The sequence below is a fragment of the uncultured Photobacterium sp. genome (genome assembly GCF_947502415.1).
GTDB lineage: Bacteria > Pseudomonadota > Gammaproteobacteria > Enterobacterales > Vibrionaceae > Photobacterium.
In genome coordinates, this window is the sequence record NZ_CANMZV010000001.1 from 401,499 (window position 1) to 425,507 (window position 24,009).

General features: G+C 45.8%; 31 protein-coding genes and 1 pseudogene. 21 read left to right on the forward strand and 11 right to left on the reverse strand.

The features are described from left to right. Nucleotides 1-26: 26 nt before the first annotated feature. Both Q0852_RS01750 and Q0852_RS01755 read right to left on the reverse strand, forming a co-directional pair. Nucleotides 27-2,720 (reverse strand): bifunctional acetate--CoA ligase family protein/GNAT family N-acetyltransferase, encoded by a 2,694-nt coding sequence (locus Q0852_RS01750; protein ID WP_299013240.1) that lies wholly within the window; start codon nt 2,718-2,720, stop codon nt 27-29. A gap of 196 nt (nt 2,721-2,916) precedes the next feature. Then, nucleotides 2,917-3,426 (reverse strand): DUF2301 domain-containing membrane protein, encoded by a 510-nt coding sequence (locus Q0852_RS01755; protein WP_299013242.1) that lies wholly within the window; start codon nt 3,424-3,426, stop codon nt 2,917-2,919. A gap of 150 nt (nt 3,427-3,576) precedes the next feature. Here Q0852_RS01755 and Q0852_RS01760 point away from each other — a divergent pair, with 150 nt between their 5' ends. The 4 genes from Q0852_RS01760 to Q0852_RS01775 all read left to right on the forward strand — a co-directional run bounded on the left by Q0852_RS01760 (nt 3,577) and on the right by Q0852_RS01775 (nt 6,413). Then, the gene (locus Q0852_RS01760; protein ID WP_299013243.1) at nt 3,577-4,194 is read left to right on the forward strand and encodes an SPOR domain-containing protein; all 618 of its coding nucleotides are present in this window, start codon (nt 3,577-3,579) and stop codon (nt 4,192-4,194) included. A 283-nt stretch (nt 4,195-4,477) separates the two neighbouring features. Beyond that, complete coding sequence (locus tag Q0852_RS01765; RefSeq protein WP_299013244.1) at nt 4,478-5,467, forward strand: D-alanine--D-alanine ligase; 990 nt, start codon at nt 4,478-4,480, stop codon at nt 5,465-5,467. A 141-nt stretch (nt 5,468-5,608) separates the two neighbouring features. After that, a complete protein-coding gene (locus Q0852_RS01770) occupies nt 5,609-5,782 on the forward strand; it encodes a YhfG family protein (RefSeq protein ID WP_299013245.1) in 174 nt (57 codons plus the stop codon). Beyond that, complete coding sequence (locus tag Q0852_RS01775; protein WP_299013247.1) at nt 5,772-6,413, forward strand: putative adenosine monophosphate-protein transferase Fic; 642 nt, start codon at nt 5,772-5,774, stop codon at nt 6,411-6,413. The genes Q0852_RS01770 and Q0852_RS01775 overlap by 11 nt, the downstream gene beginning before the upstream one ends. Before the next feature lie 84 nt (nt 6,414-6,497). Here the strand turns inward: Q0852_RS01775 and Q0852_RS01780 are convergent, their stop codons facing one another. Beyond that, on the reverse strand, nt 6,498-7,469 hold the full coding sequence (locus Q0852_RS01780) for a tyrosine-type recombinase/integrase (protein ID WP_299013248.1): 972 nt from the start codon (nt 7,467-7,469) through the stop codon (nt 6,498-6,500). Between the two features lie 251 nt (nt 7,470-7,720). Between Q0852_RS01780 and Q0852_RS01785 the strand changes: the two genes are divergently transcribed. Continuing rightward, nucleotides 7,721-8,080: a DUF3319 domain-containing protein gene (locus Q0852_RS01785; RefSeq protein WP_299013250.1), complete on the forward strand. Its 360-nt coding sequence runs from the start codon at nt 7,721-7,723 to the stop codon at nt 8,078-8,080. 155 nt (nt 8,081-8,235) lie between these two features. Here Q0852_RS01785 and Q0852_RS01790 read toward each other — a convergent pair whose 3' ends face one another. Further along, nucleotides 8,236-8,745: a RimK/LysX family protein gene (locus tag Q0852_RS01790; RefSeq protein ID WP_299013252.1), complete on the reverse strand. Its 510-nt coding sequence runs from the start codon at nt 8,743-8,745 to the stop codon at nt 8,236-8,238. Between the two features lie 150 nt (nt 8,746-8,895). Then, nucleotides 8,896-9,504, reverse strand: coding sequence for an HAD family phosphatase (locus tag Q0852_RS01795; protein WP_299013253.1), 609 nt, complete (start codon nt 9,502-9,504; stop codon nt 8,896-8,898). A gap of 120 nt (nt 9,505-9,624) precedes the next feature. Between Q0852_RS01795 and yciH the strand changes: the two genes are divergently transcribed. After that, nucleotides 9,625-9,948, forward strand: a complete 324-nt coding sequence (yciH, locus tag Q0852_RS01800) for a stress response translation initiation inhibitor YciH (protein ID WP_299013254.1) — start codon at nt 9,625-9,627, stop codon at nt 9,946-9,948. A 292-nt stretch (nt 9,949-10,240) separates the two neighbouring features. On the opposite strand, the gene Q0852_RS01805 is transcribed toward yciH, so the two are convergent. Beyond that, entirely contained in the window at nt 10,241-10,609 is a 369-nt protein-coding gene (locus tag Q0852_RS01805) for a DUF3693 domain-containing protein (RefSeq protein WP_299013256.1), read from the reverse strand. Between the two features lie 119 nt (nt 10,610-10,728). Between Q0852_RS01805 and Q0852_RS01810 the strand changes: the two genes are divergently transcribed. From Q0852_RS01810 to Q0852_RS01845, 8 genes are all read left to right on the forward strand, one after another. Beyond that, nucleotides 10,729-10,947 (forward strand): hypothetical protein, encoded by a 219-nt coding sequence (locus Q0852_RS01810; protein WP_299013257.1) that lies wholly within the window; start codon nt 10,729-10,731, stop codon nt 10,945-10,947. Between the two features lie 2 nt (nt 10,948-10,949). Next, the gene (locus Q0852_RS01815) at nt 10,950-13,043 is read left to right on the forward strand and encodes a replication endonuclease (RefSeq protein ID WP_299013258.1); all 2,094 of its coding nucleotides are present in this window, start codon (nt 10,950-10,952) and stop codon (nt 13,041-13,043) included. A 14-nt stretch (nt 13,044-13,057) separates the two neighbouring features. Next, on the forward strand, nt 13,058-13,387 hold the full coding sequence (locus Q0852_RS01820; protein WP_064604225.1) for a hypothetical protein: 330 nt from the start codon (nt 13,058-13,060) through the stop codon (nt 13,385-13,387). Nucleotides 13,388-13,702: 315 nt separating this feature from the next. Further along, nucleotides 13,703-13,963: a hypothetical protein gene (locus Q0852_RS01825; RefSeq protein WP_299013264.1), complete on the forward strand. Its 261-nt coding sequence runs from the start codon at nt 13,703-13,705 to the stop codon at nt 13,961-13,963. A gap of 138 nt (nt 13,964-14,101) precedes the next feature. Further along, nucleotides 14,102-15,631: a hypothetical protein gene (locus Q0852_RS01830; protein ID WP_299013265.1), complete on the forward strand. Its 1,530-nt coding sequence runs from the start codon at nt 14,102-14,104 to the stop codon at nt 15,629-15,631. After that, the gene (locus Q0852_RS01835; RefSeq protein WP_299013268.1) at nt 15,631-16,023 is read left to right on the forward strand and encodes a DUF2523 family protein; all 393 of its coding nucleotides are present in this window, start codon (nt 15,631-15,633) and stop codon (nt 16,021-16,023) included. The genes Q0852_RS01830 and Q0852_RS01835 overlap by 1 nt, the downstream gene beginning before the upstream one ends. 2 nt (nt 16,024-16,025) lie before the next feature. Next, on the forward strand, nt 16,026-17,444 hold the full coding sequence (locus Q0852_RS01840) for a zonular occludens toxin domain-containing protein (protein WP_299013270.1): 1,419 nt from the start codon (nt 16,026-16,028) through the stop codon (nt 17,442-17,444). A 15-nt stretch (nt 17,445-17,459) separates the two neighbouring features. Continuing rightward, the gene (locus Q0852_RS01845; RefSeq protein WP_299013272.1) at nt 17,460-17,657 is read left to right on the forward strand and encodes a hypothetical protein; all 198 of its coding nucleotides are present in this window, start codon (nt 17,460-17,462) and stop codon (nt 17,655-17,657) included. A 15-nt stretch (nt 17,658-17,672) separates the two neighbouring features. Here the strand turns inward: Q0852_RS01845 and Q0852_RS01850 are convergent, their stop codons facing one another. Genes Q0852_RS01850 through Q0852_RS01860 form a run of 3 tightly spaced genes read right to left on the reverse strand, consistent with a single transcriptional unit; the run spans nt 17,673 to nt 18,268 of the window. After that, on the reverse strand, nt 17,673-17,867 hold the full coding sequence (locus Q0852_RS01850; protein ID WP_064604208.1) for a hypothetical protein: 195 nt from the start codon (nt 17,865-17,867) through the stop codon (nt 17,673-17,675). Next, nucleotides 17,864-18,064: a hypothetical protein gene (locus Q0852_RS01855; RefSeq protein ID WP_299013274.1), complete on the reverse strand. Its 201-nt coding sequence runs from the start codon at nt 18,062-18,064 to the stop codon at nt 17,864-17,866. The genes Q0852_RS01850 and Q0852_RS01855 overlap by 4 nt, the downstream gene beginning before the upstream one ends. Nucleotides 18,065-18,076: 12 nt before the next feature. Then, on the reverse strand, nt 18,077-18,268 hold the full coding sequence (locus Q0852_RS01860) for a hypothetical protein (RefSeq protein WP_064604200.1): 192 nt from the start codon (nt 18,266-18,268) through the stop codon (nt 18,077-18,079). Nucleotides 18,269-18,803: 535 nt separating this feature from the next. Between Q0852_RS01860 and Q0852_RS01865 the strand changes: the two genes are divergently transcribed. From Q0852_RS01865 to Q0852_RS01875, 3 genes are all read left to right on the forward strand, one after another. Continuing rightward, a complete protein-coding gene (locus tag Q0852_RS01865) occupies nt 18,804-19,511 on the forward strand; it encodes a phospholipase D family protein (RefSeq protein WP_299013276.1) in 708 nt (235 codons plus the stop codon). A gap of 315 nt (nt 19,512-19,826) precedes the next feature. Then, complete coding sequence (locus Q0852_RS01870; protein ID WP_299013278.1) at nt 19,827-20,216, forward strand: hypothetical protein; 390 nt, start codon at nt 19,827-19,829, stop codon at nt 20,214-20,216. Then, the gene (locus tag Q0852_RS01875) at nt 20,216-20,686 is read left to right on the forward strand and encodes a hypothetical protein (RefSeq protein WP_299013279.1); all 471 of its coding nucleotides are present in this window, start codon (nt 20,216-20,218) and stop codon (nt 20,684-20,686) included. The genes Q0852_RS01870 and Q0852_RS01875 overlap by 1 nt, the downstream gene beginning before the upstream one ends. Before the next feature lie 139 nt (nt 20,687-20,825). On the opposite strand, the gene Q0852_RS23935 is transcribed toward Q0852_RS01875, so the two are convergent. Further along, complete coding sequence (locus Q0852_RS23935; RefSeq protein ID WP_367278103.1) at nt 20,826-21,056, reverse strand: DUF3653 domain-containing protein; 231 nt, start codon at nt 21,054-21,056, stop codon at nt 20,826-20,828. Between the two features lie 399 nt (nt 21,057-21,455). Between Q0852_RS23935 and Q0852_RS01885 the strand changes: the two genes are divergently transcribed. Both Q0852_RS01885 and Q0852_RS01890 read left to right on the forward strand, forming a co-directional pair. Continuing rightward, on the forward strand, nt 21,456-21,818 hold the full coding sequence (locus Q0852_RS01885) for a hypothetical protein (RefSeq protein WP_299013282.1): 363 nt from the start codon (nt 21,456-21,458) through the stop codon (nt 21,816-21,818). Continuing rightward, nucleotides 21,809-22,120 (forward strand): hypothetical protein, encoded by a 312-nt coding sequence (locus tag Q0852_RS01890; RefSeq protein ID WP_299013283.1) that lies wholly within the window; start codon nt 21,809-21,811, stop codon nt 22,118-22,120. The genes Q0852_RS01885 and Q0852_RS01890 overlap by 10 nt, the downstream gene beginning before the upstream one ends. A 23-nt stretch (nt 22,121-22,143) precedes the next feature. Here Q0852_RS01890 and Q0852_RS01895 read toward each other — a convergent pair whose 3' ends face one another. Beyond that, a complete protein-coding gene (locus Q0852_RS01895) occupies nt 22,144-22,527 on the reverse strand; it encodes a DUF3653 domain-containing protein (protein ID WP_299013284.1) in 384 nt (127 codons plus the stop codon). Nucleotides 22,528-22,731: 204 nt separating this feature from the next. Between Q0852_RS01895 and Q0852_RS01900 the strand changes: the two are divergent. Continuing rightward, nucleotides 22,732-23,222: pseudogene (locus tag Q0852_RS01900) on the forward strand (helix-turn-helix domain-containing protein); the annotation flags it as partial. 133 nt (nt 23,223-23,355) lie between these two features. Beyond that, nucleotides 23,356-23,982 (forward strand): isoprenylcysteine carboxylmethyltransferase family protein, encoded by a 627-nt coding sequence (locus tag Q0852_RS01905; RefSeq protein ID WP_299013286.1) that lies wholly within the window; start codon nt 23,356-23,358, stop codon nt 23,980-23,982. Nucleotides 23,983-24,009 lie beyond the last annotated feature (27 nt).

Consider the following 24,009-nt stretch of genomic DNA (forward strand, 5'->3'; position numbering starts at 1 on the left):
CCATTGCTTATACTGCTTACTGTTACTTATTTTAGTGGCAGTAGCATTTCGACAATGCCGTCTTCCATTTGGACATCAATTTCAAAGCCGATCTTTTGAGCCAGCATGACCATTCCTCTGTTTGAGGGCATGGTCATTCCGCTTATCCGATCTAGCCCACGCTGCTTACAGTAACGAATAATTTTATCCATCAAGATGCTACCCAAACCAACACCTTTCAGATCTGAGCGAACCAGAATCGCAAATTCGGCATCAATGTTATCCGGGTCGGATAAAGCCCGACAGACGCCGATGATTACTTCTTCGTTTTCACCTTTTTCGTTAGTTATCTGCTGTGTCGCGACAAACGCCATTTCCCGGTCATAATCAATTTGTGTCAGATTAGCCATGGCTTCATGGTTTAATTCACCGACATCTGAGAAGAAACGTTTGTAGAGGTCATCGACAGAAACTTGGGAGATAAAGGCCTTATGTTTGGGTTCATCTTCAGGCAATATTGGGCGAAGCAGGATGGAAGTTCCATTTTTAAGTGTCGCTTGTTCTTCATGTTCTTTGGGGTAAGGGCGGATAGCTAATCTTACTTGCTTATCGCCGTCGAAAGGTTTAATCGTCATTGACGCGTCGATAACCGTCATCTCGTCACCAGCAGCCAGCAACGGATGGATATCGAACTCAATTATTTCAGGGCAGTCGATGATAAGCTGTGAGATTTTGACTAGCAACTTGGACAACGCAGGGATATCCAGTTGCTCCGGCTGACTCCGTTGCTTAATTTTTCCGGTTTTTATCGCATTGATTACCAGATAGCGCGCCAATGTCATATTGAGTGGTGGAATAGCTACGGCGGCATCTTTGTGAATATCCCATTCACCCGTTCCTTCACCAAGTAAGATCACCGGACCGAATACCGGATCATGATGGACTGAAATCCGTAGTTCCTGGGCTCCAGAACGTTTGGCCATTCGTTGAACCAACAAGCCGTCAATTTGTGCGCCGGGATAGTTTAATGAAACCCGGTCTAAAATGGCCTGTGCACTATTTGCCACTTCAGCAGCATTTCGAAGGTGAAGCATGACACCGTGGACTTCGGATTTATGGCGGATATCCGGTGAACGTAATTTTACGGCAACCGGATAGCCGATTTGTTCAGCGATTTGGGCGGCTTCCGCCGGGTCTGATGCAATCCATGTAGGCAACGTATTGAATCCGTAACTTTCCAGAACTGGACGGACTTCATGGATTTTGAGCTGAGTATGGTTCTGCGCGATCAGGTGATTCAAAACATCATGAACGTGACGCGGATTAGCCTGCACTTCACCAAAGGAGATCGGTGTTTCCATTAATTGCTTCTGGTTGCGGCGGTATTCCACCAAATGCATGAAAGCGGATATTGCACTTTCAGGTGTACGATATGCCGGAAAACCCGCTTCAGTAAATAGCTGGCGTGAAGCTGCGGCTTCGTTTTCACCGGACCAGTTACTCAGAATATTAAAGCGTTTGGTTCTAGGGTGGGATTTCAGCAATTCGATCAGACGACGCGCGGTTTCATGTCCCAGTGCGATAGCCGATGGGGAGTGCATAATAAGCAGGGCATCGAAATCATCACTGTCGAGCAGAATTTGAATAACTTTTTCGTACCGATTGATATCGGCATCACCAATAATGTCGATAGGGTTCGAATGGGACCAGCACGAAGGAAGTACCTCCGATATTTTTTCGAGAGTCTCTTCACTGAGGGTTGCAAGTTTGCCGCCGCGTTCGGACAAGGCATCAACCGCCATTACTGCCGGGCCTCCGCCATTAGTCAGAATCGCTAACCTTTCCCCCCGGAGAGGTACTGAATGGGCAAGTGTTTCAACGGCAGCAAATAATTCATGGGTGTTATGTACCCGCAGCATACCGGATCGGCGTATGGCCGCGTCGTAAACAGCATCCAAACCGATTTCACCACCGGTATGAAGATGTGCTGCAGCACTGCCTGCAAGGGTTCGACCGCTTTTTAATACAAGAATACGGCGATTGCGTGCCGCGGCTCTGGCGGCAGACATAAAACGGCGGGCATCTTTAATTGAATCAATATAGAGCAAGATTGCTTCAGTTTTGCTGTCACGGCACAGATAGTCGAGTAGTTCAGCAAAATTGATATCACAGGCATCACCAAGCGAAAGAAAAGTTGAAAAGCCGATACTTTTGTTTCTGGCCCAGTCCAGAATCGTAGTACAGACCGCGGCAGACTGAGAGATAAACGCAATTTTCCCTTTGTTGGCCGGAACCGGTGAAAACGAGGCATTCAAATTGAGCCAGGGTAAGATAATTCCCATACTATTCGGCCCGGCAAGACGCATACCATATTGGCGGGCAACAGAATACATATGGGCTTCTTCGGTTTCACCCCGGTCACTGAAATCTACATTCATTCCTGATGCCAGGATTATCGCGGCTTTGACTCCTTTTTCTCCCAGTTGACGGATAATTTCGACATTACGGTGGGCATTGGTACACACAATTGCTAAATCGGGTATACGGGGTAGGGAGTCAATAGTCGGGTAGGCCAGAACGCCAGCTACAGAGTCATATTTAGGTGTTACCGGCATGATAGGCCCGTGGAAACTACCGGATAGCAGGTTTCTGATAATGATGTTTCCGGCTCGGTTGGGGCTGTCTGAAGCACCAATAACAGTGATCGACTTTGGCTTAAGCAGTTTATCCAGTCCGTCCATAACATCACCAAGCATAAGAAATAGTTATGAAGAGTGTAACGGATGGACGTTGGAGTTTGTGGCTAAAGTCTGCGAGCTGTGATCAAAACCAAGTTGTTTAGATTGATCTGAGAAGGAGTTAATCAGTGGGATAATAAACAGCTGCGAGTTAATGCTATTGCCCACAGCTGCAGGACATTATTAACCTAAGTGACGATTAGATTTGATAACGACTTTTATCACCGATGTCATAATGGATTGGCATTCGCCATTTAGAAAATGCAGCAACGGCTAATAGAATCGAGCCAGCCATGCTAAAAGCAATACTGATTTGGCTTTGACCAAATACCTGACAGAACCAAAAGCCAGCCAGTGCCAGTGGTGTTAACATCAGAACTTTTAACTGGAAACAGAAGTATTCTTTGATTGCCAGTGCACTGAAGGTAAATAAAGCTGCTCCAAGAGCAAGCGGGTTCCAAAGTCCGGTGATGAGCCAGATAGCTGAAAACAAGCTGCTGCCGACAATGAGCAAGCGAAAACGCTTGTCGTATATATGGACGGTATTAGCTGCGATAAGTGCAGCGATGACAAGAGCGGGAGTTGCAAAGCTTGCTTCCCAGGCAATGATAGACATTATTGCGGCAGAAAGCGTCAAAGCGCCGCGGTATAGAATAACAGTCAACCAATCAAGGCGGTCAAGTTCGCTTTGAAAATGTGGATCGGCCATGAAGAGCTCCAAAATGGGAATAATGATGTAGTTTATAATGGAATCCTGTGACGAATGGCTGATAGTTATTGATCTATCTTAAAGTTAGGGTTGATTGGGTTAAAAACCAACGGCAGAATGAAAACAGATTTTAGATTTGGCAGAGTTATAATGAAGAAAGTCGCCGTATTCGCCGTAGTAACGGCATTGGCCGGATGTGTGTCAGATAATGACAATATGCAAATTGTCTCTTCATCATCTGAAGAGGTTTATACTGCAGAGCAGCTTCGCTTGATGGAACGCATTCAGGAAGCAAAAATTCAGGAAGCAAAAATTCAGCAACCAAAAGTTCAACAAGCTCAGATAGAGAAATCTGCACCTGTGGCTAAAAAAGTTGCGATAGCACCAGTACCGGTAAAACTCGCTGTTGCTCCGAAGCCTGAAGAGAAAAAACAGCTTGCCCCTAAACCGGTTTACAAACCAAAACCAGCAAAACCTGTATATAGCGAACCTGAAGGATATACGATTCAGGTTCTGGCTCTGAGCCATAACAAAAGTTTCCGTCCGTATATGAATAAACTGCCGTCCAATCAGCCTGTTTGGATGAACAAAAAGCAACTTCAAGGTGTACCTTGGTATACGATGCTGTTCGGACATTACCGTACTCTCGAAGAAGCCAAACGAGCACTGAGTGCATTACCTCAGGATGTAAAAGACTACGGACCATTTGTCAGAAGCCTTAGCGAAATCAAATCCTCCCCAACGCCTAAGCTTACAAAGCTGAACTAACATTATTTAAAAGAGAGCCATTAGGCTCTCTTTTCAGTTAAATACTTCAATTAAATTAATTAGGTCGTAAACTCATTTTTGTGGGTTTTATAACCAGGATTATTAGTAATTCTGAAGTATTTCACTATTGAGTGCCATATGTGGTGCAATAGTTTGCTTTTTTTTATTACTATTGATCAAGATTTTAGCTTGGGCGCTTCATCATGACTCTTTCTAGCTCCAAGCGTTAACAGATAGTAACTGGTGAGCTTTGGCTACCAGTGTTGTAATACAAGGGATGATAATGAGCTCAATCCATGTTTTATTATTGTGCGGCGGTGGTAGTGCCGAGCATGAGGTTTCACTTGTTTCTGCTAATTACATTGAACAGCAGCTCAAGCAGATCGATGGTATTGCCTATACCCGTGTTGAGATGAAAGAAGATGGCTGGTTTAATCAAAACGGCCGACCGTGCCAGCTAAACCTTGATCAAACGCTTCAGGTTGACGATAAGAAAACAGACATTGGGTATGTTATTCCATGTATTCACGGTTATCCTGGCGAAACTGGTGACCTACAGTCATTTTTGGATATGGCGAACTTGCCGTATTTTGGTTGTGGCGCTGAAGCAAGCACAAACTGCTTCAACAAGATCACGACGAAACTGTGGTTTGATGCTCTGAACATCCCGAATACTCCGTATGTTTTCCTTAGTGAAAATAATACAGAAGCCCATACACAGGCTGAAGCGGCTTTGGATACCTGGGGGCAAATCTTTATTAAAGCCGCTTGCCAAGGCTCATCGGTAGGTTGTTATAAGGTGACAGAAAAATCGGAATTGGCAGAGGCAGTAAATAATGCGTTTAGCTACTCTGAACAAGTACTTATCGAAAAAGCGATCAAACCACGAGAGCTGGAAATTGCCGCATACCAATACGGTGATGAACTGGTTATTACCAACCCAGGCGAAATTCTGAGCCCTGAAGATGAGTTCTATACCTACGAAGAAAAATACAGTGCTGATAGCCACTCGACAACGATGGTTGAAGCTGACAATCTGACTAATGAGCAAGTCGAACAGATTCGCGGTTATGCCCGTAAAGCTTTTGTACATATGAAGTTGAAAGATTTGTCTCGTATTGACTTCTTTCTGAGTGAAGAGGGTGAAATTCTGCTGAATGAGATCAATACCTTCCCGGGTATGACACCGATTTCCATGTTCCCTAAAATGCTGGAACATCATGGTCATCAATTCAAGCTGTTCCTTGAGCAAGCAATTAAAGCCGGTTGTTAACGATTAACTGGCTTTAGAATGAGGCGGGTTGTCTTAATTCTTGAACTAACCGACAACCCAGCTTCTCGTTCTGCGCTAAGCTTATTGGCGATTTCAATACCAGCTGCAATACTGGTTTATAGATGTATAACTAGGAAAACTATGCTGACAAAACAACAAAAACTGGAGCGGTTTAAGGTTTTGCGCGATAAAAATTACCGAGCGAGCCTGCAGCTAGAAGGTTTTGATGTTGAGCCATCTAAGGTGAATGTAGAAGTTAAATCGTTAACCGAAGCCGAGCAAATTACCAAATTGAAGCAGCGTTATGCGAGATAAATATGGAGTGAGTCAGGACCCAGACTGTTATCCAAACACATCGGTCCTCAAAAATTACTTATCCATAATGGATGAAGATGAGCTTGAACTTGCCGAGCGTGACTTTACCCGGGTTCGAGCCGAGCATTTTGAGCCTGAATTTGACCAATTCAACCTTCCTTACCTGCAAAAAATCCATCGCATACTATTTCAAGATTTGTATCCCTGGGCTGGAGAAATCAGACAGGTAGATATTACCAAAGGGCAAACGCGCTTCTGCCATATGCACAATATTGAGCGTGAAGCGAACCGGCTTTTTCGTGAACTGGAAAAAGAAAGCTGCCTTTGCGAGTTAGCATTTGACGCCTTCATTGCTCGAATTTCCCACTATTATTGTGAGTTGAATGTCGTACATCCTTTCCGTGAGGGCAATGGCAGGGTGCAACGGATCTTCTTCGAAATACTTGCAATCAATGCCGGTTATGAACTGTGCTGGGAAGGGATTAATCTCAAAGAATGGGTTGATGCTAATCAGGCAGGGTATTTTGGTGAACTGAAACCGCTCGAGAAGCTATTCGAACGAATCACAGTACATATAGAAAATCCCCATAACTACAGTGGACATTGGGCAGAAAATCCGAGTTTAGATTAATAAAAACATTTTATTTCAGATGATTCTGTAGTTTTAACGCACTATAATTTTTAAGTTGATTCAGCATCATAACCCATAAATTAATTACTTTTCCCAAGGTTTAAGCTTTATATATTTAGCGATTTCCTGGTCATGACGGTCAGTATGACCGGCATACAAAGCTGGCATAGCGGGGCTTTTCCAGCGTCCTTGTTCTTGAATTTCGGTAATAGATAAACCTGAATCAGCCAAATCTTTTGCAGCGCCAACACGAGGTGATTGTCCCGAGAAAAGGTTGGATGACGGTAAGTTTAGTTCGTCACTCGCACGGCGAAAAACGCGATAAATTGATGAATGATCTAATGCTTGCTCGCCAATATTTCCATGGCGATCGATACGACGGAAAATAAACCCATCGTCAATCATCCCGGCAACCAGCCAACGCTGTAGAGCTTTTGATGAAACAGAACTAAGAGCAATCACTTTATCTTCAACATGAATATTGATTAACCCGTTGCTATGTATTTCAAGAGAGTCAATGGTGATAGCTGCCAGTTCACTACGTTTTAGCATAGCCTCAAAAGTGACAGCCCAAATAGCCATATCGCGAATATCTTTAAATTTGGTAGAAAGCTCAAAACGATTGAGTAATTGTTGTAGGTGTTCATCTCGAAATGCAGAAGCATTCCGACAATCATCATGCTTCTCGCGTTGTTGTTTTTGCATTTCAATACGAATTTCTGTATGTGCACAGGGGTCAGTAAGATGGTGGCAACGATGGACCAATGAAATTGTTACCATGTAACGCTTTAAGCTTGACAGCTTTCTCTTGCGGGACATGTAATCTACATATCGGTGAACTGTATCTGAGGTCGCAGGCAGAGCAGTGATTTTGTTTTCGATGCAGAAAGCCAGGAAGTTGTTCCAATCATTCTTGAACGCAACTAAAGTGTTTTTAGCATACTGGTTATGGGTTAGGAATTGCCAAGGTTCAATAGAGTCCATATATTGATTGAAAATCAATAAACTGGCTTTTTTTTGTTCATTGTCTTTTATCGGCTTGATTTTTTTAGTCATAATAGCTGTCAATACCTAGTGCACTATAATTTTAATGATATAATAAAAAACAAAATTTACATATCAAAACCAAAAAAAACTCACTCAAAACCATAAATTTATAAGCATGTCAGGAAGACAAACGTTTAACTTAATGCTTCAATAACAAAGTAAGAAATAAGTATTTGGAAGGAAAATCTCTATTTACTACTGATACTTATTATGTGCTTATGTTTTATACAGCGTTGGCTCAACATCGTTGAGGATCGGAAATGAAGAAAAGATTGTTCCATCGAGGGCATAATATTGAAAATACAACTGGCGAACCGAATGCATGGCGAACTGTCATCAATGGTCGTCCAGTTGAAAACAAATTCACACTGGTCAAAAAGAGCATTGACTGGTGGTGTGATATGAAAACATTCATGCCACCAGAAAAATTCGAAGGCCTCAACTCTCAACCTCAACAGAGTGCGCAGAAGGTCGAAGAGTACAGAGGTTTCAAGCTTATGAATGACAGCGGAACCCCTAACGAATGGTATGTGATTTTGCGTGGTCGCTTATTAAAAGGCTCACCCGTTGCTATCAAAAAGCATTTAGATGCCGTCATTAAAAAATTAAAACAAAAATAGAGTAGGGTAAGTCAATTAAATCTACAGTGAAGGGAATGGTATCAAGCTCGCATGACTCCAGTAACAACTTAGCCTTGCGAATAAAAAACTAAATAAGAATTTTGCCCTGACAGATTTTATCTCTGTCAGGGCTGTTACATTGGTGCGAAGCCAAATTAGTCATCTTCGTCTTTTTTATCGACATCTACCAAATAATCACCGCTTAGCCAGTTGCGGCCGATAAGCAGTTTATAGTCGAGTTTACTGCGATCTCGTAAGTTAACAGCCACAGTCTTATGTTCGCCGTTCCACCCAAGATCCATTTTTACCGCATATCGGCGTTCAACACCTTGAGCATTACGTATCTTACTAACTTTGATGATCTTGCCTTTATACTTTGCCTTTTCACCATTCTCGTTAGTGGCCGTAAATTCAACGATATCTCCTAAGTGATCGCGCATATTATTGCTCTTATCACCAATAACTTTGATGTCAGTAGCATGAATAGAGGTTGTTTTCGCGCCAGTGTCAATCCGGGCCTGAAAGTCCAGGTCAAGTTCATGAACTTTAATGGTTTCAATTTGGCCGACAATTGATTTCTGTTTGTTGTCATTACCATCAGCCATAGCTAGGTTCGCCCCAGTTGAGCAGATCAAGATCAATGCCGGTAACAGAATTTTTTTCACACACAGGCTCCTAAGAGTTTATTTGTTTTCAATATAGACAGTAGATGAATAATTACGTTCATCATCATTAATTAGTGAGTTGAGCACATCATACGTTCTATATTGAATCATATACCAAGAGGCATAATTATCGCTGAACAGCAAAGTCAATTATTCGTAAATTTTCAATATTTCTCTGATTTTGGTGAAACAGGCATCAGTTTGCTCAAAATGAACAACATGAAACCCCAGCTTTTTTGCTACTGCAATATTAGTTGCATTATCATCAATGAAGAGTGACTCACTGGCAAGTAATCCAGATTTTTCAAGCAGTATCTGGTAAATCTGCGGCTCAGGCTTAATCACAAACTCATTAGCTGAAACTATACCGCCAGTAAACAATGAGAAAAACTCATTGCGATCATATAAGGTTTCAAAGAAAGCGTTACTCATGTTGCTAAGATAGAAAATAGAGTAATGGTGACGAACTGCTTGGTAAAGAAGACGTTCTGTTGTGACAATGGGCTGCAAGCTATTTAAAGTATGTTCGATAAAATTTTGCATCCGTGACACTGAAAATCCTGTTCGGGCTGCAAATTTGGGGATCTCTTCAGCGAGTAACATAGTGCCGCGATCGAGAGAAAGCCAATCAGGATGATGGATAACTTCTTTCAACAACATGTTTTGCTCTGCGTGCGAAGAGGTAAAAGTTTGCACGATTTGAACTGGATCCCAGTCAAATACCACAGCGCCAAGGTCAAAAATTACGTTACGAATCATAACCGTTTCCGTTTTACTATCATTTATTGATAATATTCGGAAACTGGTAATCCGCAAGCTCGATTGAAGAACTTATTATCAGGCTCACAAATCCCAGAAAGTAGACGAGATTTATTTCAAATGAGTGATAACAGCCGCTTAGTATTCTCAACAGAAACAGGCCGAATCAAAGAAGAGAAAGCTGCACCTGAACGCCCTAAAGGCGACGGTGTTGTACGCATTCAACGTCAGACTAAAGGTAGGAAAGGCAAAGGCGTATGTATTGTTACAGGCCTTGATCTTGAAGATGCGCAACTCAAGCTGCTAGCTGCAGAACTGAAAAAAGTCTGTGGCTGTGGTGGCTCAGTTAAAGATGGAAACATCGAGATTCAAGGTGATAAGCGCGACATCATCAAAGTGGCACTTGAAAAAAAAGGCCACACAGTAAAGTTAGCCGGTGGTTAACAAAAAGAGCCCGAGTATTTGCTCGGGCTTTTCTTTTTTCTTTGAGTCTGGCGGTTAACTCGGCATTTAATTACTTTTGGTAATTTAAGCTAGCTTTGAAGAACCAGGCAAACTGACCATTTGCAGCAGAGCTTAAAAATAGGTGTTAATTACCTATTTTATGGTAAATAGCCAATACTGTTAAATTGTCCAGTATGCTTGGCGAACTGTGTCGAGAGGGGCCGCTCAATTGAGAGAATATAGCGGCCAGAGCAATCCTCAACGTAAAAGAACCTGTTACTTGAGATTGTATTTAACATAATATACATAATGCGCACTGGGTTATGGAGTTCATGCCAGCCAAACCAGCCAAGGAAATGGCCGTAAAACCAACCCCAAACGATTGAAATCCTTGGCCGTTAAGCTTTTTTGCTATTTCTTCCCAAATCGCTTTGATGCTGCTGTCCTGTGTGCGGTCAGCGTGAACGCCAATCAATGCCTCTTTCTCGTCGATATTACATTCTTGTGCCAGAAAAACTGCTTCATTATCAGATAGATAGCGCTTTCCTTTGCGCATTTCGGAAATTCTAGACTTTGGTAACCCTAAATCAGCCGCAATTTGTTTGTCTTGTATGTAGTTTTTCGCTGATTTGTAGCTGTCTAGCAATTTTGTCTGATACATAAACCCTCCAATTTTTCCTCTATTGTAGCTTGTTAGTTACGCCTGTGCGTACCTTGCAGTTACGGTCGGTAGTAACCTATAGTTACAGCACTTCGTAACTGGCAAGCGTTGAGGAACATATGGCAACTACACTTGAACTTCTAGATGGCGTCCGCTTCTTTGAAAATGCAATTGAAATTGTGGCTGTCTCTGCTGCCTACGCTGAAACCTACAAGAAAACGCATACCTTCATTACCCGCGAAATCGTCGAATACAAAACTCTGTCTGCTGCGTTGGCCACTGGCAAAGCCCTGTGTTGTCACCATGATGCAATCAACCTTTCTGGTAAGGATGCCTAATCATGATGCAGCGAATCTTAGTCCACGATTTGGCAACCGATACCTATGAGTATGTGAACTTCTTGCCAGCCCGAACCCTGTGTACGTCGTACACCAAACCGGACATCAACAACGGCGGTCATCTGCCGGGCTTTGTTGACCATACCCGGCCAACGCAAGATTACGTGTCGTCAATGCTTCAACGACAAGCGTTATCACAACCGATTCATTCGGTTGACGCGTCAGATGATATCAAGCCGTCGTTCGTTTCACCGTGTCAGGACGTGTTGAACCTGACGCGACCACACCGTGCTTTCGGTCCGGTAATGTCCCGGGCCTATATCAACATGGCGAAGAAAGTTGGCCAACTTGATGCCATGCGAGCGTTGGAAGAAGCCAATGAGCGTCTGACCAAGATGGAGTTCCGCTACACCTCAACGGATGAAGAACTGTGTGACTTCGCCAAGGCCAAGTCAGCCTATGTCATGCGTCAGGTCGCGGGTATCAAGGATGTCACCAAGGCATTCAATCGCGCTTGTGACATTCTGGCCGATTACGGCTTGTCATTCCGTCCTGAGCTCATCAAAAAAGCCGAGGAAAACGGCGAACTGAAAAGCCTGATTAACCGCGCAACCAACGAGCTTTGGTGGCGTCGTTCGCTACGCAAACATGCAGCCATTGAGATAGAACGCGCAGCCCGCGACCTGACCTTAGTCCACAAATACGGTCAGGCATATTGCTCGGATTTCTCACTGGGCCGCCGCCGACAACGCGATGCTGACAATGCCGACGTACTCAGGAGCACCATTGCTTACGACGAGGATGACTCTGATAACTGGTTCTCACTTTATGAGCTGTCCGGCAAATCCATTTCCAACCCGGAGATACGCCGCGCTGAAATGTTCGTCCGTTTGAAAGGTTTCGAGAACATCGCCAAGGCCAGTGGTCACGTTGCCATGTTCTATACACCGACATGCCCTAGCCGCTTTCATTCGGTTTCCAAGGGCAAGGTTAACCAAGCATGGCTTGATGCGGGCCGACCAACCACGCAGGACGCCCACAACTACATGACCGACATGTTCGAGAGCTTCCGCAAGGCTTTGGACAAGGCTGAAATCAAGGTGTACGGCCTGCGCGTGGTCGAACCCCACGCTGACGGCTGCCCGCACTGGCATGTGCTGTTTTTTATGGAACAGCAACATTGTGACACTGTAACGCGTTTATTTAGGCACGCTGCCATGGCCGATTCACCAGACGAACCCGGTGCCAGCAAGTACCGCTTCAAGGCCGAGCCGATTGACTGGTCGAAAGGCTCTGCCGTCGGCTATGTCGCCAAGTACCTGTCAAAGAACATCGACGGCCAGCACATCGGCGATGACATCGCCACCGAGCTGGACGGCATTACCGCAGCCGAGCGCGTAGTCACATGGGCCCGGGTCAATGGCATCCGCCAGTTCCAGTTCATCGGCGGCCCGTCCGTCACAGTCTGGCGCGAACTGCGCCGGATAAGGGAAGAATTCACAGAGGACGATACCGTGTTTAAACATCTGGATAACGGCGAATGGATGACACTTGAGAACATCCGCCGCGCCGCAGATTCATCGGACTGGGAGGCGTTCTGCCTTGCCATGGGCGGCGTGTTTGTCCGCCGTGACGACCAGACTATCAAACCCCGCTACCACGTCCCGCACATCATGGAAAAGCTCATCGACGAATACGGCGAAGAGCATCAGAGCACCAAACCACGCACCACCCGCTACGGCGATGTTGCTGGGGCGCGTGTGGTCGGCGTGGTGTTCAAAGCCGCCTATCTGGCCACCCGAACCCGCACATGGAAAACCGAGAACAAGGAAGTCTTCCTGCGCGGCACCAAACGCATCATGACCGGGGTGACGGATGTCTTCGATGCCCTTGAGCGTGAAGGCGAATACCTGCGGATGGCCGACGAGCAATATGAAGAATACCAGCGCTACCTCGACCGCCTTGACGAAATGAACGCCTATGTGTTCGACGAGGCTGATTGCGAGACCGTCTGGAGCGGCCGCGCGAAGGCTGAGCGCGAAGCGACTGACGGGAGCGCAAGCTCCCCTTGGACTTGTGTCAATAACTGTCACTAATAAGGAATTTAACGATGATTGTAACCGCCCGCATCAACGACCTTGATGATATCGAGAAGAAAACCACGGCCAACCCGAACACCGGGGAATCCCGCGATTCCGGCATTGTCCGCCTGCAACTGTTCAACCCGTCCGAGGTGGTCGAATGCCGCGTCTCCCCTGACCTCTGGGATGCCATGGGCGGCGGTGCTGACCTGAAAAAGCTTATCGACAAGAAGACCGACTACAAGATTCAGCACATCGAACGCTCGTTCGCGGGTGACGGTGGTAAGCACGTCAACTTCTCCGGCTGGCACCTGCTCGGCGTTCCAAGCACAACCAACAAGCCCGCCCAAGCGAGCTAACGGGGACACCATGGAATGCAACATCATCGCCCGTTATTACCGACTCCAGTCCGAACACAAGGCACTGCCGATTTGGGTCTGGGACACACACATACTGCCTTACCTAAAAGGCTAACTGGAAACCGAAAACAAAATGCGCTGCTTATCCGAAGGCCACATCACCGATACCCCCGTCCAGCAATGCGCCGGGTACGTGCTGTTGCAACCCGACGATGTGGCCATGTATCAGAACTTCGATAAAGAGCTGTTTATCGAGGTTTCGGGAATGCTTCTGCTGTCGTTCTTCCTCGGCCACAGTGCTGGCCGACTGGTTCGGTGGCTGGGCAAAGCTTAACTCAACGTCAAATAAGGAAATATGTCATGAAAGAGAAATTCCAGAAATATGCACCTCGCGCTGGTGTGGTTGCCACTTCACTGTTTGTCACTGTTGCTGCTCACGCAGGCGACTACACCCAGCAACTGAGTGCCGCAGGCGGTGAGGCCACCGCCAACCAGACCGCAGTAGTCGGTACGGTCGTCGGCCTTGCCGTGGTCGGCTTCGGTGTCGGCATGCTGCTCAAGTGGCTCAACAAGTAATGCCCGCCGTTCCTCCGGAACTCTTACTCGGGATTGCCTCCACCATGACCTTTGTCTACGGCTTTGTGTCCGGGGTGCAATCCCACTAACCACAAGGGGCTTCGGCCCCTTTTTTGATGGCTGACTAAGGGATTGGTTATGCGGTATTTCATTATTTTGCTCACACTGGTGAGTTTTAGCTCTCAAGCTGCTGATTACTACTGGCGGCGAGTTAACCCTTTGGTGGACGGTTATATACATCAGTCTCAATTTTCAAGTTGTGACACTTGGTTTAATAAGAACCAGCCGGATTTTGAGCGGTATCCTAATGCTGTACCTGTCACAGCTCGCTGTGAGCAATCTCCGGTAAAAGACCATCCGTTTTGGTCTGTATTATTATTTTGGGCTGTGCCATCAAAGCAGTGCCCGGAAGGTACAAAACCTGCTGAATACCCCTCAACAGAATGTATTCCGATTTCTTCGGAAGAAAACTACTGCAACACTCCCGAAGCAGCGGAAGCCATGGATGACGCTATCCGCAGCTGCCCCAACCAATCCGGCAACGCTTCCTGTAACCATGACACCCAGCAAATCGAAGTCACCTGCTCCGAGGAGCACGGCGGAGAAGACCCCAACGGTGAAGGTGGTGACAAACCCGGCACGGGCGAAGGCGACGATGAGAATGACGACCCAACGGGCGACAAGCCCGGGACTGGTGAAGAAGGCGGTGATGATACGGGAGGTGTCAAACCGGAAGAGCCCGGGGGCGATGACGGCTCCACCGACCCTGACGACAAACCGAGCTTTTGCGAAGAGTTCCCGGAGCTGTGCAAAGGCTACGAAGACTGCCAGACCCCCGAAGCCCCTTGGCTGTGTGACAAGCGCCCCGACTGCGACCCCGCCGCCGGGGATATCTGCATTGATGAGTGTGACCCTGCGGTGGACGGTGACTGCTCCGGCACCGAAGGCCTGATAGCTGCGATTAACGAAGTCCAGTTCGCCGTTCGTGACCACAATAAGACCTCGTTTGATGTCAGCAGCAACACCAAAATCACGGCGAAGAACACCAAGGCCATTGCCGACAACACCAATAAGGCCAATAGCCTGCTGACCGAAATCCGCGACCTCAACAAATCCGGCAATGACATCCTCGACAACAAAATGACCGAGATGATGAAACACATGGACGGTATCAACGGCGACCTGATTCAGGCTATCCGCGACAAAGGTAATGCGGTTTCACCCGGCAATGGTGAAAGAGGCGGTGAAGGCAAAGGCGACTGCCCCGAGGGTCAGGACTGCGAGCCCGCGGGTGACATCGACTGCAACAAGGAAGAGAACAAAAACAGGCTCATCTGCCTGCGCCTCAACGGCAAAGTCCCGACCGATGGCGAAGACCCGTTTGGGGATGTCCTCGGCAAGGACGCGATTGCCCTGCTCGACCAAGATATCGAAGGGTTGCGCGATGAAATCAGCACCTTAATGGACACCTTTGCCGACAGCCTGGGTGACGTCTCCCTGCCCGAGTCCGGCAACATGCCCGTCTTTTCGGCCAACATCCATGTGGCCAACCGCAGCTTTACCGCCAAGAACGATGCGTGGATAGAAAACAGTGACGCCATCAAATCGGTCGTCCTTGCCCTCGCCTCGCTGGTTGCCTTTTCCATCATTCTCGTCAGGAGGAAATAATGCGCTATCTGCCCCTGCTGTTAATGGCCGTCGCCGTGCCGGCATTGGCCAATACTACCGACAGCACCTTCCAGTGGTTCATTGATGTTGCTGACCACATCGACCGCTTCTTCGAATACACCCCGTCGTTTATCGAGCGGATGTATGCCTACGTCCTGAAATATTCCATCAAGATGAAACTGGTGATGATGCTCGAAAGCATGAAGTTTGCCCACGGGGTCGCTAGCGAGCTGCTTAACGACCTGTCCGTTTACCAGTTCATCGACTCGGCCTTTTCTTCCCTCGACCCGGACGTGCGCAACGCCGCCGCGGCCTACGGTGTCGGCTCGGCCTTCATGCGGGTTATCGAAGCGATGACCACCCGCTTCGTCATGGATTTTATGGGGGTATAACAATGGCAACCATCATCCGACACGGCGCGGCTGGCTCGTACAAATCCGCCTGCGCGGTCTGGTTCGATATCCTCCCGGCCCTGCGCGAAGGCCGCGTCGTTGTCACCAACGTCGAAGGCATGCAGGACATCGCCACCATCGAGAAACGGCTCGGCGAACGCTTCCCGATCACCGCCCGCATCATCCGAATATCTTCCATGAACGAGAACGGCATCCGCCTCTGGCAGCACTGGTATAACTGGTGCCCGATTGGCGCAATGATCCTCATTGATGAGGCGCAGGACATCTACAACAAAACCGCCGGGTTCGACATAGCTAAGAACGTCTTCTTGGGCGTCGAGGCCTTCCGCGACAACCTGCCCAAGGGCTTCGTCGATTTCTACAACAAGGTGCTGGCCGACTTCCAACCGGAAGACGTCGCGTTCGACGATACCGGGGAAAGCATCGTCGATGAGTCCGGCTGCGTTATCCTGCCGAAGAACTTCAACATGGCCTTCATGCGCCACCGGAAATACAACTGGGATATCACCCTCTGCACCCCGGACATCCGCCAGATACCCGCCGAGGTCAAAGGCGTCGCCGAGCTGGCCATCCATCACAGCTCGAAAGACTCATTCTTCCTGACCAAACGTCGCCCGCGGCTATGGGAGCACAACCCGAAATCAACCTCCACCAAACCGACCAAGGATGACACCACCAAGGGCGTGCGCGTTCCCCGGGCCGTCCACCTGATGTATTCCTCCACCGTCACCGGGCAAGTGACCAAGAGCGGTGCGGGTTCGTCCATCCTGCAACAACCCAAGTTCCTGCTGTTCCTTGTCGTCTTCCTGCTCTGCATCTACTTCGTTGGGAATTCTATCTATGAAATCGCTACTCGTGGTAATTCTGATGCTCCAGTACCGACTGGAGAAGCTCAGCCAGCACAAAGCCTTCCGGCTGCTGGCCAAACCGCTGCACCGACTGGTCCCGCTGACACGTTGGTTGGGTATCCGGCTGATGGTGTTCCTCGTGGTCTCGATAGCCCTGCGGCTCCTGCTCAGGGGCGCTACCTTGATATGGCTGTAACCGCATGGCCCTATGACGTCAGCCAGTTGTTTGTCTCCGGCGTCCAAATCAAGGTTTTGAGCGACAAACGCCAGACCCTGACCACCATCATCTTCGAACAGCACAACCCTGACGGCCAGCGCGGCTATGTCTACAGCGACCACCTCCGGCTGATGGGATTTCGCTTTACCGTGCTCGACCCCTGCTTAGTCCAAGTGAACTATGGCGACAGCCAGCAACTGCTGATGTGCAATCCGGTCAACGACATACCGGACATCCGCGAAGAACGCCAGCCGACCGAACTGGCCCGAGAACCGGACTTCTCGGCCATGCCGCTGGCGGGGCTGGTGACAAATGAAAACAACGGTGAAATTTAAAGGGAGAGATTAAAAATGGATTGTATAACGTTGACCAATGAACAATTTTCAGAGTTACTTGATGTGTTAGTCGTCGACATGATTGCGACGACCTTCATGACTGTCTTGTTCGCGTTTATAGCTTGGGATGCTATCAACTACCTGCTGAAAAAGCTGATAGTTATCATCCGGGTCAGATGCATCAAGCGGCTGCGCAATCAGACCCGAACATAACCGATAAAGGTGCCGTCACTGGTGACGGTGCATAGAAACGTACTTCCCGCTGACCACATCACGCAGGCTGTTCAGCGTCAGGTGGTCGTTCTCGACCAACATGTTGATGGCCTGCCGGATATCCGCCTCGCGGTCTTCCGGCATCCACACTGTCACTTTCTTCAACCCTTTGGCCTTCATCCTTGCTTCGTATTCCGCGTTCCTGCTCATTGCTTCGCCCCCCTATCCTTATTGAGGACTGACTCCTTGACGGCTGATGCCTTGGCATGTAGCTGCTCAACCCTGTGTAGGTTTTCTTTGCACTTAGGGTCGGTAAGCGGCAGGTTAAAGTTCTCATCAAGTAGCTTCCCTGCCTCGCGCATGTATTCGTAATACTCATCAGGTAAAACCAGTTTATAAGTGTTCATCGCCCCGCCTCCTTACGCCTTGTTCCATTCGTTCAATGACTGAGTTGATGTGGCTGACAGCGCCCACATCAACGTCACCCGCTTATGTACTCCGGTCGTCCGGCGGTTTACCTGCTGCTCCAGAGTAAAATGGCCATGCTGGTCACGGTGAAGCAACCAGAGTTTCGAAGGGTTAAAAGAATCCGTGCGGTAGAAAGTGGTCATCAGCGCGTTCTCCATGCTAGTGAATGGTGGCGGGCAACTTGTTGCCCATGGCCCGCCATTTACTAGATGGAAGACCCACACTGAGCTGGGGCTGGATTGTCAAGGGTGATGAGTAGGCCGCAGCGGCTTTTGAGCCTGCCCCCTACGGAGCAAACCAAAACAGAGTCGAAATGATCTCTAACTTACAAACTAGATGAATATGAGAGGCTCAAAAACGAACGGGCGTGAAGCTCATCATTCACTTCACCCTTGATAAGCAAGACTTGGCGGTGTACGCGCTGCTCTTGGGTTAGGGGGACCTCTCCTGTCGGTAGGGCTTGGCTGAGATAGCTATCTGTGGTCACGGCTTGAGATAGCTAAGGTGGCCCGTAATACCCCCTAAATTTCACTGCCTTAACCGTGCAAAATAGTGCTTGGAATACAACCTTGTTTGTTGTTCATCGCATTGATCAAAAACACATTTACTCTTTGTGGAATAGATCGAGAGTCAGAAGGTAGGATGCCAAAATGCTTATCATCATAATGGATTTCTGTCATGGCTAAGTTTTTGAATACTAGTGCTACAAACTACTATCTAGAAGAGCTTATTAAAGGAGCTTCAGAAAGGTTGACACTGATTAGCCCCTTTTTGAAGTTGAATGACCGCATTAAAGAGCTGCTCGAAGATAAAGATCGTTTAAAGATAGATGTACGCATTGTTTATGGGAAAAGTGAACTTCAACCTGAAGAAATCAACTGGTTAAAAGAGCTTTCCTTCGTCCGTACCAGTTTCTGTAAGAACCTTCATGCAAAGTGCTATCTAAACGAAGATTCATGCATCATCACCAGTTTGAACCTATACGAATTCAGCCAGGTTAATAATAACGAAATGGGTATCTATGTTTCGCGCAATGCTGATCCTGAGGTTTATAAGGATGCCTATGAAGAAGCACAAAGGATCATTCGCATTAGCGATGAGGTTCGTATCTCACTTGAGAAGATTACCGACCCTACTTCGTCTGCAGATGAAACCCCGCACGACGATGTTGAACATACTAAGCTAACGACTTCTAAACTAGCCAAAAGCCTTGGTCTGAAAACGAATGAGTTGCTAGATAAATTGCTAACTGCTGGTTACTTACAGCTAGTTGATGAAAGACACTTCTTAACGGGTGAAGGGAAATCTGTTGGTGGTGAGTTTAAATATAGTAAACGTTTCGGCCCTTACTTTCTCTGGCCTAAAGATGTACTAGACCACGCATAAGTGTGCTTTCCTGCTTACAGCTCATTATTAGCCTCTTGAGCTGTAGCTTCCCCACACCTCTTCATCGTAATAGCAGTAAAGCTTGGTTTATAAGCTGTTTAGCCAAGTATTGACCTCAAACGGGATACGCTCTAATTGCAGTTATTCTCGCCTTCAAACTGTAGCAAACTTTCACGGCATATCTGCATGGTTTTCTTACCATGACTGTGTAAAATGTCAGGCAGCATACAATATGAAGCTGAGTTGATAGTTTTACTATACAAAATCAGCTATTTAACGTAATTGGTATAAGACGAACAATAAATGGTTTGATAAATGCAAAAAATATCTAAGCTTAAAAAATATGTCGAGTTGTTTAATCGTCATATCTCTCGATACCTAGCTCAAAATATAAGCATCAAGACTGTTATTTATCCTGTTTCTACGTCTGGAGCAGTATTTGAGTTTATTTTTAATGATGATGATGATACGACAATCTCTCGAAGTGATACACGACCAACTGTTGGTGATGTCTTAATCAGCATACCTCAAAGTATGGTCAAAGGTGACATTCATAATTTTACGTTTTCTGGTACTAGTCTCTATCTCGAAAACAATCGAATTGTTGTCATTAAAGGTGAGAATTCATCAAAAGAATGGGATGGAAATGCAGTTATAAAAGATATAGACAGGATCGTTAACTCTTTTAATGGTGAGGGTCGTTAATGAATTCTGATGACCATGAGAAGGTTAAGCAAATCAAAGAACTTGCTGCCGATATTAGAGAGATTAAAGACTTCACACAGAATACAAATTTCGATATGTCGTTTTTTAATTCTGCAGTGAGTCACTCTAACCCAGTGAACCCAGCCCCTGAGATTAAACCTGTTAATATGGGTAACAACAAAGACTGGCACATCATCATCCTTGTTTTATGTGTTCTCGGGCTATTTGGTTTAATTGCAGCGAATGCTCTTTTAACCATAGATCCTAAACTTACAGTGTTACTTATGGTAGCAGGGTTAATAATGATCACCTTTGCTATTATGTCCATTCATTTGAAATTCAATAACCAAGGAGCGACATTAATTGCCGCATTCTTTTTTATTGCTGTTGTACTTATAGGTTTTGAGATCTTCACGCCAAGAGAAATTGCAGATAAAGCTGAAACGTTCTATTCATCAGCATCGCAATAGTGTTCCCCGTCTAGTAATACGGGGTGAAAGTTAATTGTGGTCACCATGTCCTTCAACGCGGTCGGAACTGACAACAATTTCATTAGTTTGGTTATTGTTAGTTTTGTTATTATGCCCCGTTCTATCACGGGGCTATTTATTATCTGCGGGTTGTTGTAGGAAGGTTTTTTAGAAGTCTTGCAGTTTTGATGATTTCTGCTCTGTTTTTACTGTCTTGTTCAGCTCCGATTTCGAGCAAGGCATTTCCTGTGATAATTCTGTCAGGAGTCAAACTCCATCCTCTAGGTGTGATTAATTCGCCTTTTGATAATCTCCATTGTCGCCAGTCATCGCTGATTGGTGATAGTTCTCTGCCGGAATACAGTTTCATTAATCGTCTGCATTCTGGGGGGATTGTTTTTCCCTTATCCCAATTTATGACAGTTCTCACGGTTTTGAAGCATAGATTTGCGGTCTCTTCGATGCTTAAACCGCATTTGTACATTCTGAAAATGATGTTTTCTGTTAGTTTTGACTTATTGTTAGTGCTGTTCATTTCATTTTAAAGAAATGATTATATATGGGTGTGCACTGTATTTAATATGAGCTGCCATAATGTGCACAAGGCGTGAAATCTTATCAAGAGGATTAGAGATGTAACCATTTGTTCATGACGCAGCATGTTGAATTTAATGACCAATTAGTCAAATTAACTAATGATTTGGTGAGACCGCAACTAGCTGTTTTTGTTATCATAGTTACTGCTTCATTATGTCGCTAGGAGATAAAAATGAAAAAAATGGCAGGATTTTTGTCAGTTTTGACACTGTTAGGCCTATCGCTAATTCCTTCTGTCAATTATATCGGAGATACGCTTGAGCGAGTTTTAATCTTTGCTTTAATGTTATCAACTTTAATCTCTATTTCAGCTCTGCTTAGTGTTTATAGAGATGTTAAATTATTCAATATGGCAGAGCTTAAAGTTATAGCGGTTTCTTATCCCTTACTAACAATTCTTGATACAATTTACCCTTTAATAAAGTATAGCGATCAAACGCTTTCCTCTGGCTTGTTAAATATGCAGTTGCTTCTTATTGGGTATGCACTTGTTGTTTCATTTATCATCATTAGGAAGTCAAAAGAGTGTCATTAATCACTGCATTAAAAGAGCTATCTCCATTGACTGCTTTTGCTAAGGCTATGTATGGTCAATTCACAAGTAAAGCAGAGTCAGAAAAAATTTATAGAACAATTGTTCCTATGATTAAAGATAAAATTGAGAGTGGTTCTTCTTTGAAAGACCCTAACATGGAACAAGCCGTAAACCTTCTTGCAGGCTTACCTCCCTTTGGTGCCAAAGGAAGTAACTTTGAACGTCGTTATTTAGTCGATGAAAGAACTATATTAGATCTTCCCGATGACCCAGACAAATTGTCTATTGCATACTGGTGGTAAAACATATACAACGCCCCGTCCGACTAAGACGGGGATTTTGGTAGGTTCTGAAGCTGTCTGGCGGTCTTAATTATTTCAGCTTTAAGTTGCCTGTCACTTTCAGCATTAATCTCTAACAACGCATTACCTGTTATTATCTTCTCTGGGGTTAATGACCAGCTATTAGGAGTTATTAATCTCCCTCCCTTTATACTCCATCCCCTCCACTCATCGCTTAAAGAGTCAAGCTCTAAGCCAGAGTACATCCTCATAAGGCGTTTACACTCCGGTGGGATTGGTTTTCCTTTATCCCATTGCGTGACCGTTCTCACGGTTTTAAAACAAAGTTTAGCCGTATCTTCTATGCTCAACCCACATTGATAAAACCGAAAAATGTAATTTTGAGTAAGTTCATGTCGATTTCGCATTAAATCTTTCTTCCTGCAAAGAAAGGATTTTAACTAATTGATTTATAGCTAGTTATTTGTTTTAACATAAACCACCATAATGCGCACTGAGCTATGGCCACAAAGTTGAAATGTCTCTTTTCTGCAAAGTGAAAATGTCCTGTTTTCCTACGGTGATCAGTACCTATCTGATCTGTGTGAGATTAACAAACGATGTTGGTAACCATGAATGACAAAGAGATTTTACGCCTGAGTGCTATCCGGGATGTTTGTGAAAAACGTATTCGACGAATGGATGCTGCCCGTATACTTTCATTAAGTGTTCGGTAGATCCAACGATTAGCGACACGCTTTCGTCAACTTGGTGCTGCAGGCATAACTCACCAGCGCCGAGGCAAGCCATCACCCAACAAAATTAATGACGATACTCGGCTTAAGTGCCTCAAATTAATTCATGAACACTACCAGGACTTTGGCCCAACACTGGCTCATGAAAAACTCACAGAGCTTCATGGTATTCACGTATCCGTTGAAACCCTGCGTCAATGGATGATTGCTGACGGTTTGTGGGTTCCCCACGCCAAACGGAAACCTCGTGTTTATCAGCCTTGCCATCGCCGCGACTGTCTTGGCGAACATAATATCCAGATTGACGGCTTCCACCATGACTGGTTTGAAGGCCCAGTCCCAAATGTTGCCTGCTAGTCTACATTGACGTTACGAGCTTGAATCCGTCTGTAATTTAAAGCAAAGAAACGCCGCAAGTTAATTAATACAACTTTTACATTTCAACCGATTAGTAGCTACTATTAAGTTAATCGCCCTCCTGCATTATAAAAGGACTTTAGTATGCAAATTTTCAATGTCTCCGCCAGTATTAGGCGAATCGTTGATGTCGCTGAGCAGTTTTTCCTGATCGGATTATATATTTGGTTCTTACTTCGCTTTCTACCTGAAGAATTCCCGCCTCAGGAACTATATACCTCACTAATTTTGTTATCAGAAGGCGTCGTTTTGGTGTTTATCATCTGTCGCCACAGAACAGAAAAAATATCACTTAGCATACGCGACTGGATCATCGCATTAGCAGGCACAATGACACCAATGCTTGTTGATAAAGGAGGAGAACTTTTTCTGCCAACAACCGGAGTCACATTTATATTTATCGGGTTTATGATCCATTTTGGTGCCAAGCTAAGCTTGCGTCGAAGTTTCGGAATTGTTCCGGCTGATCGTGGAATCAAATGTAATGGATTATATAGTTTTATCCGCCACCCTATGTATTTTGGGTATTCTATAACCCATATGGGTTTTCTTCTCGCTGCACCATCGATATGGAATTTTACGATATATTGTTTTACTTGGATATTCTTAGTTACTAGAATAATCTATGAAGAGCGGCTTCTCTCTGAAAATCCGGAATATATAGAGTATCGACAAAGAGTTCACTATCGATTAATTCCTAAACTCTTCTAGCGTGAGCCTATAAGCGTATGAAAGCCC